This is a genomic window from Photorhabdus sp. CRCIA-P01, from assembly GCF_003545805.1.
Taxonomy (GTDB): Bacteria; Pseudomonadota; Gammaproteobacteria; order Enterobacterales; family Enterobacteriaceae; genus Photorhabdus; species Photorhabdus antumapuensis.
Genome location: NZ_NMQR01000088.1, coordinates 1 through 7,054 on the forward strand (window position 1 = coordinate 1; position 7,054 = coordinate 7,054).

Here is a 7,054-nt window from a genome sequence, read left to right on the forward strand (position 1 = left end):
GTGACCTTCCTGCTTATGCCTGTCGGATCTACGTCGTGATGCTCCGTGCAAGTATCGGGCTTCAGCTTTACTGGCAACCTTACCCGCATCACGCCGCCTCTTATCCGCTTCCTGTTCGTCAGACCAGCATTTTGCCTCGGGCTTCCTTCAGATCCGCAGTCACCCACGGCACCCTTGCCTCTGGCTAACACTTCCCCTTGCCGGGTGTGTGGAGGACTTTCACCTCTGAGTCAGCCTTTAACCACCACGGTCAAAAGCCAGCGCCATTCAGGGCGCTGCGCACCATGCCCGGCGCACCAATAAAAAAACCCCGCACTGGGCGAGGCTATCAGTCACGAATGCTACTATCGCAACATATACTGAAATAATGGCTCATAAGTTCAAAGATGTCAACACGTTCGTGACAAAAGTTTTGATTTTCTTTCCTGTTCCCGTCTTATAAAGGCATCTTGCAATGGTTGATAAATCAAATATTCCGTTGTTCTTAATATTTCCTCAACCTCACGCCAACAAGTTGACATTGATGGCTTTCGCTTACGCAACATACCATTTCTGCGGATCATAATTCTTGGCTGAACCGTTGCATGATAATGCCTAGCAATTGCTCTATCAGATACACAATAAACATATCGACTAAGCAACATCCCAAATGCAACCCGATCAATATGGTAAATATGGTCTACTACCCTAGCGATTAACATACCATCATGATGCCGCGCGCGATAAATCTCGCCTATCCGCTCGATAAATGAAGCGACAATTGCGTTTCATCTATTAAAAAATTTTTACACAACTAGCGTCATAAATATGACTGTAATTTATTCAATTTACCCATTTTTCCTTTAAATCTGTAGCACGGTAACTAATTCCGCACAGTTAGGCGATATATTCTGCACTCATTAAAATGGGGTTAAGACCTCTATCATAATGCACAGTGCAGAATAAAATGCCTAATCAAATGAAAATGGTTGGAATGCATTCAGCTATGATTTTAGCTGAACTTGGACCTACCTCTGATGTAAAGCTATTTTAGCCTTATAAACTTCTATCTTGAAACTAAGAAGTTATTAAGAAGCACCCGGCAAATTCACCTAACCGAACGAGAAGAATGAGCGTATAGATAGGAAAAACGTGAAGCCATTTGCGCAATTCAGCATATAAGTTAACAATACGCAACGCGTAAAAATCGTTGGTCAAACTAAAGGAGCCGAAGTTCCGAAAATTGGGGAAATTGCTATAGCTGAAAAGGCCGACCTTATGACCTCATAAACCAGCTACCCTTTCCAACCTGGAACGGAACCGTTTAGTTACATCTATCTGCGCAAAAAGAGCGCAGATAGTTCCAATTATCATGTTAGCCAAGTAAAACGTGTATAGGCACTGCATAACACGGAGTATAAAAAACAACTTTAGGGATATTAAACCCTAATTGTTCTACCACATAGTTAATATAGTTAACTATGTGAATCCCCCTTTAGCTACGCTATCTGATGAAACTAACATAGATAGAAAGTTATCAGCATATCGAGGAATATTTTCTTGGGATTCTTTTTATGAGAACACTTGGCTCTAATGATAACAAATGTGCTATATGAACAAATTCCACAACATCCAATCTTCTTTCACCATTCTCAACTTTCGCAATAAATGATTGAGGGCGATCTAGCGCTTGAGCTAAATTCTCTTGCGTGACCCCCTTTGCTATACGAGCCTCACGGAGTGCTTTGATAACTATTTGATATTCATCAGAGTAAATTGAAACCATATATTCAATCCTACTAAACATTTAGGATTAAATATCAATCGATTGTTGATTTATACCAAAATGGGATTTTTTATTTTATAAGTTCTGATCGTTTTAGCTTGTTAGGCGATTTTTCGAACAGAATTTTTCCTAAAATTAGCCCATGATCGACAGATAGCAAATGTGCTATATGCACAAATTCAACTACATCCAACCTTCTTTCACCATTTTCAATTTTAGCAATAAATGATTGAGGTCGATCTAAGGCTTGAGCCAAGCTTTTTTGAGTAATACCTTTTTCTATCCTAGCTTTACGAAGAGCGTTTATAACTAGTTGATATTCATATGAATAAATCGATGCCATTTCTTTAACCTTGATTAATATCCCAAAATCGAATATCAGCCATTTACTTAAATATCCCAAAATAGGATAATTTATTGCGTTTGTTATATGGAGATATAAAGGAAATGAATAAAAAAGATTGGCATACTGCCGACATTATCGCTGCCTTACGTAAGCTCGGCACTACCTTAGCCGCAGTATCACGTAAGGAGGGACTTAGTTCATCTACATTAGCTAATGCTCTATCACGGCCTTGGCCTAAAGGAGAGTGGATTATTGCGAACAATCTCGGAGTACATCCCTCAGAAATTTGGCCAAGCCGATATTTTGACGAGAATGGACAACCTATTGAACGAGTTATCCGAAATAATTCTTCAAGGTGACTAATTCTCAACTAAATGGTCTAAGTTCGGTATAATTATGACGCGATAATCTGCCCAGGATGTTGAATCTCCATGAATATAATTACCGTTATGGCTGGCATGACCGTCATAATTGATTTGACCAGTGCCTTCAATTAAATCAATTTCACCAAACCCAAAACGACGGATAATTTCACGAATTGACCACGGTGTGCCTTTATACCGATGCAATTCTATAGCTGACTTGATTAACGTGCGGCGAGCCTTGTCTGATTCGACAAGCTCCCAGCCATCGCCAAATAGGGAGAATTGATTTGCAAGCCAATGCAGCGCGCTGCTATCGACAGTATCAATGAGATAAACCATTAATTGGGTTAAATCGATATCATCAAAACGGGAGGCCAACTGACCTAATGCACGCATACTGATATCAGCTTCCAGTGGAGGTGGTAGATGTAACTTAACCATCAGCGAATCCAGTGACCACAACAGTGATACCGATACAGTTCGCCCATTCATTTTCACCTACAATCTGAAACGTAGGAGACTCCAGTACGACTTGATAGACGCCAGAAACAGACAATGTTGAGATGATTTGGCTGGGAACAATATCTTTCCCTAACGTTGTTGCTCGTTCAGCTACCCATGTTTGTATGGCCTGTTCTGCTGCTGATTGAATACCGGGTGCATTAACGCCACTGTACAAGGTCAGTTTAGCCTTGATGGTATAATCAACCTTCACGGGAGGTTTTGCATGTACAGTGTCAGTCAACGGGCGGATTTTTTCGTCAGAACAAAAACTTTTCACTAGCGTTAAAATGCTTTCATCTGGCAACCCCGTCGCCAATAGTGGAAACAGTTCAACAACACCCGGAATGGGAGACCTGACTGCGACATCAACAATATTAGGGTGAGCACGCATGGCATGAAAGCGATAAGCCTGACGACTGCCCGCATTGGTAAAAGATTCAGGGGCCATCTTGATGCGTACACGTAGCCTCTCGTCACTTTCCTCTGCCGAACCACCACTACTCACTATTGTGTTGGTCACTTGCAGATCAATATCGTCGATTTCATCCAACAATGTACTGACTTGTGCTGGTTGCCAGCTATTCCCTGATAATCCAGCATCTGTACAAGTAGCTGTGACATTGACGAAACGTGTACCTGCATTCAGAACAGCATCTGTATTAGTAGCAAAAATAATACTGTCCGATGTATTAACACGAGTTCCAACTGGAATGAGTACATCTTGCTCTAATACTTCATCAACACTGAATTGTAATATTGTATGCGCCGGTTGGGCGGGTAAAGAGGCAATATATCGGGCGGCTTGTGAAGAGCTGTGTATGTCACGTTCAACGTTGATTAAAAAACTCGGTGAAGTTTTTAGCAAAAAACCACGTAAGAAACGTTCTGATGCAGGCAATAGTGCACTAACACGTGAAGAAGCAACGTTGATTTCAGGAATATTGATAGAGGCCACTCGTAATACAGGGAAACGGTTATATAGTCTCGAACAGGCCGTTAATGATCTGCGTTCAAACGGCCTGATTCATTCAGGCCATATTGATACCGAAACGGGAGAATTTTCTCCGTTATCCATTGACGCTATTAGTCGTGCATTACGCCAGTACAAACTTCATCCTGAACAGTTAAAAGCGTCTGCACCCAGCCTACAATTGGCTAGCTTGCATCCTAATCATGTATGGGAATTAGACGCCTCAATTTGTGTACTGTATTACCTAAAAAATCCTAATAAAAACAATGGAATTGACAGTGGGTTACGCGTGATGCCTGTGGCTGAATTTAATAAAAATAAGCCGAAAAATCTGGCTCGTATCATTAATGATCGTGTCTGGTCGTTTGAATTAACAGATCACACAAGTGGCTGGATATATGTTGAATACTTATTTGGCGGTGAAACCAGTCAGAATTTTACTTCTGTATTGATTAACGCAATACAAGATCGTGGTGACGCAGATGTGTTACACGGTGTACCCCAAATTTTATTTACTGACCCCGGTTCAGCTTTGACAGCACCTACACTACGTAACTTGTGCAAAGCTCTAGGCATTCAAATGATACAACACAAGGCCCGTAACGCCCGTGCTACAGGCTCTGTTGAAAAAGCGCGTGACATCATTGAACGCAATTTCGAGTCCGGTTTACGTTTTCGACAGGTTGATGATATTGATGAGCTTAACCGTCTGGCACGGCTATGGCGTATGAAATTTAACCGTAGTGCAATACATAGTCGACATGGACAAACCCGTACAGATTGCTGGTTAAAAATCACAGCAGAACAGTTAGTAAAAGCACCTGCCATTAACGTTTGTCGTGAACTGGCAATTGGCGCACCAGAAAGCCGTAAAGTACAGGCAACCTTGCGAGTATCTTTCGGGGGACGTGAGTATGACGTCAGTACCGTTCCTAGCGTGAGTGTTGGTGATTCAATCATGATCACCCGCAATCCTTGGCGTGACGAAGAGGCACAGGTAGTCATTACTGGTGAAGATGGCTTTGATGTTTTCCATCTTGTTAATGAAGTCACTAAAGATGAGTACGGTTTTGCCATCGGCGCACCTGTAATTGGTCGTGAATTCCAGGCCATTCCTCAAACAATTGCACAACGTAATTTAGCCGAAATTGAACAGAAAATCATGGGGACAAACAGCACGGCTGAAACTGAAATAGCGCGTAAATTGAAAACACTCCCCCTCAATGGTCGGTTTGATCCATATTTGGATATTGAACATAATGATGCACCAACGTATATGCCAAAACGTGGACAAGCTTCTACAGTACAGATAGCCGTTATGTGCGGGAAGCAATGTATCAAACAGCCCGCTATGGTGGTTTTCTGGCAGTATCAGGGGAATCGGGTTCAGGTAAAACGACACTGCGTCGTGATCTTATTGACCGTATTAACAGGGAAAATACCCCCGTTATTGTTATTGAACCCTATGTATTAGCAATGGAAGACAATGATGTAAAAGGTAAGACCTTGAAAGCATCAAACATTGCTGAAGCTATTGTGAATACCTTAGCGCCATTGGAAAACTTGAAACGATCGCCTGAAGCACGCTTCCGCCAGTTTCACAAGATATTGAAAGACAGTTCACGGGCTGGCTATCAGCATGTGTTAATAATAGAAGAAGCACACTCGTTGCCTTTACCAACATTAAAACACCTTAAACGATTCTTTGAACTGGAAGATGGATTTAAAAAACTGTTATCGATCATTTTGATTGGTCAGTCTGAGCTGGAATTGAAGCTATCTGAACGTAATCAAGAGGTTCGTGAAGTAGTGCAACGTTGTGAAGTTGTTAATTTGTTTCCTCTTAATGATTATCTAGAAACATTTCTGGATTTTAAATTTGGTCGTGTAGGTATGAATACTAACAAGATCTTAGATAATAGCGCTATTGGTGCTATCCGTGACCGTTTATGTCTTAGTCGGCATAGCGGTAAAGAGACCGTTAGTTTATTATATCCATTAGCTATTGGAAACCTGATTATTGCAGCGATGAATATGGCTGCAATTAATGAGATATCTATGGTTGATGCCAATATTATTCGCAGTGTTAGCTAAAGATATCATTATGAGAAAAAGTTCTACTTAACAATTAATATTGGTAATATTCATATTAAAACTGCCTTATCACAAGTTAAATATGCAAGGCGTATTCGACTAATTTTTGGTTTTATTAATTTCAAGTTGGTTACAACAAGGATGTAACATACCATAACCAGAGAAATAGAAGTCTTGGAAATATTAATACCGACATTTCATTATCGATCTATTTGAAAAAAATTTTCTTTGTTGAGGAAAAGAAGTGGATATATTGGTATTAATAAATACACTCATTAAGTAACAGGTAATTAAATATGGTGAAAATAAAAATTCTGTTTGAAGCTAAATCCGCTTTATACACCCCGCAATTATGCAAATAAAGCTATTGTAAAAGATATTAATGGAATATCAATTAACTCAGGAAAAGAAAATTTTTCAATTATCCTATTTGAACAGAAAATTAAGTAAGGAACATACTTATGAAAATAACATGTAATCACTGCAAACAACCTGTTGAAAAAATGAATCTAAAACAAGCTAAAGTTATTCAGACTCTTGAATTTGGTGAATGGGTTGTTGATTTAATCTTGGTTTGTCCACATTGTAGTCAGCAATACGGTGTATCTGTGGCAACATGGGATTTACAGCCACTGGAGACCCCTCATGGATAAAACGGTCTTATACCGAAAAGCCTGGTTCAGTAATATCAAGTTAATGCTGACTATTTTGGTTTACTCAATTAGAGAGTACATAGCAGAGGATGAATAAGATGGCAAAACAGAAACTTATTCAGCTTATTCATATTGCACATAGTAATCTAAAACTAGATGAAGATACGTATCGCCAGATGCTACTTTCAGAGACCGGAAAAGCCTCTACGCGGGAAATGGATATCCCGCAGTTAACTCGCGTTTTGGATGCGATGAAAAAGCGCGGTTTTAAGATTAAACCCTCCAAGAAATCCAAAACATCATGTCCATTAGATAGCCATCCCCAATCAAGGAAGATACGTACATTGTGGTTGGAAA

At 40.2% G+C, this 7,054-nt stretch carries 6 protein-coding genes and 4 pseudogenes; 6 read left to right on the plus strand and 4 right to left on the minus strand.

Annotated elements, in window-relative coordinates:
* The coding region (locus D3222_RS26330) for a hypothetical protein (RefSeq protein WP_232832640.1) at nt 1-188 on the plus strand (188 nt) is incomplete at its 5' end.
* A 1,328-nt stretch (nt 189-1,516) separates the two neighbouring features.
* On the opposite strand, the gene D3222_RS23090 is transcribed toward D3222_RS26330, so the two are convergent.
* Both D3222_RS23090 and D3222_RS23095 read right to left on the minus strand, forming a co-directional pair.
* Nucleotides 1,517-1,765 carry a helix-turn-helix domain-containing protein gene (locus D3222_RS23090; protein WP_011147600.1) on the minus strand — a complete coding sequence of 83 codons (249 nt, stop codon included), beginning with the start codon at nt 1,763-1,765 and terminating at the stop codon, nt 1,517-1,519.
* Between the two features lie 70 nt (nt 1,766-1,835).
* Entirely contained in the window at nt 1,836-2,108 is a 273-nt protein-coding gene (locus D3222_RS23095) for a helix-turn-helix domain-containing protein (RefSeq protein WP_118988198.1), read from the minus strand.
* Nucleotides 2,109-2,212: 104 nt separating this feature from the next.
* Here D3222_RS23095 and D3222_RS23100 point away from each other — a divergent pair, with 104 nt between their 5' ends.
* The gene (locus D3222_RS23100) at nt 2,213-2,470 is read left to right on the plus strand and encodes a helix-turn-helix domain-containing protein (RefSeq protein WP_065389358.1); all 258 of its coding nucleotides are present in this window, start codon (nt 2,213-2,215) and stop codon (nt 2,468-2,470) included.
* Between the two features lie 33 nt (nt 2,471-2,503).
* On the opposite strand, the pseudogene D3222_RS23105 reads toward D3222_RS23100, so the two are convergent.
* Both D3222_RS23105 and D3222_RS23110 read right to left on the minus strand, forming a co-directional pair.
* Nucleotides 2,504-2,917 (minus strand): annotated as a pseudogene (locus D3222_RS23105) (phage tail protein I); the annotation flags it as partial.
* Nucleotides 2,910-3,761 (minus strand): annotated as a pseudogene (locus D3222_RS23110) (baseplate assembly protein); the annotation flags it as partial. The pseudogenes D3222_RS23110 and D3222_RS23105, both read right to left, overlap by 8 nt.
* Between D3222_RS23110 and D3222_RS23115 the strand changes: the two are divergent.
* From D3222_RS23115 to D3222_RS23130, 4 genes and pseudogenes are all read left to right on the plus strand, one after another.
* A pseudogene (locus tag D3222_RS23115) lies at nt 3,691-5,259 on the plus strand (integrase); the annotation flags it as partial. The pseudogenes D3222_RS23110 and D3222_RS23115 sit on opposite strands and share 71 nt — an antisense overlap.
* A pseudogene (locus D3222_RS23120) lies at nt 5,247-6,044 on the plus strand (ExeA family protein); the annotation flags it as partial. The pseudogenes D3222_RS23115 and D3222_RS23120, both read left to right, overlap by 13 nt.
* Nucleotides 6,045-6,505: 461 nt before the next feature.
* Nucleotides 6,506-6,697: a hypothetical protein gene (locus tag D3222_RS23125; protein WP_088371061.1), complete on the plus strand. Its 192-nt coding sequence runs from the start codon at nt 6,506-6,508 to the stop codon at nt 6,695-6,697.
* Nucleotides 6,698-6,795: 98 nt separating this feature from the next.
* On the plus strand, nt 6,796-7,054 hold a 259-nt coding region (locus D3222_RS23130), incomplete at its 3' end, for a regulatory protein GemA (RefSeq protein ID WP_157975416.1).

Coding starts and splice junctions, on each gene's coding strand:
- D3222_RS23095 (WP_118988198.1), bottom strand. CDS start 2,108: ATGGCATCGATTTATTCATATGAATATCAACTAGTTATAAACGCTCTT.
- D3222_RS23090 (WP_011147600.1), bottom strand. CDS start 1,765: ATGGTTTCAATTTACTCTGATGAATATCAAATAGTTATCAAAGCACTC.
- D3222_RS23100 (WP_065389358.1), top strand. CDS start 2,213: ATGAATAAAAAAGATTGGCATACTGCCGACATTATCGCTGCCTTACGT.
- D3222_RS23125 (WP_088371061.1), top strand. CDS start 6,506: ATGAAAATAACATGTAATCACTGCAAACAACCTGTTGAAAAAATGAAT.